The sequence below is a fragment of the Deinococcus alpinitundrae genome (assembly GCF_009982895.1).
GTDB classification, from domain to species: domain Bacteria; phylum Deinococcota; class Deinococci; order Deinococcales; family Deinococcaceae; genus Deinococcus; species Deinococcus alpinitundrae.
Window position 1 is genome coordinate 1 of the sequence record NZ_WXZL01000290.1, and the last position, 267, is coordinate 267.

Sequence of the window (267 nt, forward strand, 5' to 3'; positions counted from 1 at the left end):
TTCAACAAAGTCATCATATGCAGGTGGATTAAACAAATGATGTTGTTTTACCAATGTCGTAATTTCTTGATAGCCGGATGGCTTAATTGTTAAATCACCATAGGATGTCCATGCCGCTGACTGTGTTAAAACGTCACGACTTTGTTTAAAATGATGTGTCATAATGTCTACACTTTGCTTGCGATCATTCATTTTAAAGCCAGACTTTTTATAATCTTGTACAAATGCTTGCGCTACAGCCTTGTGTTGATCAAGCAATTCGCCTCT

The 267-nt window shown here is 37.1% G+C and carries 1 protein-coding gene; it reads right to left on the reverse strand.

The genetic code is table 11. From position 1 onward, the window contains the following. Positions 1-267: substrate-binding domain-containing protein (locus GUI70_RS25780; protein ID WP_202630612.1), on the reverse strand; the 267-nt coding region annotated here is incomplete at both ends.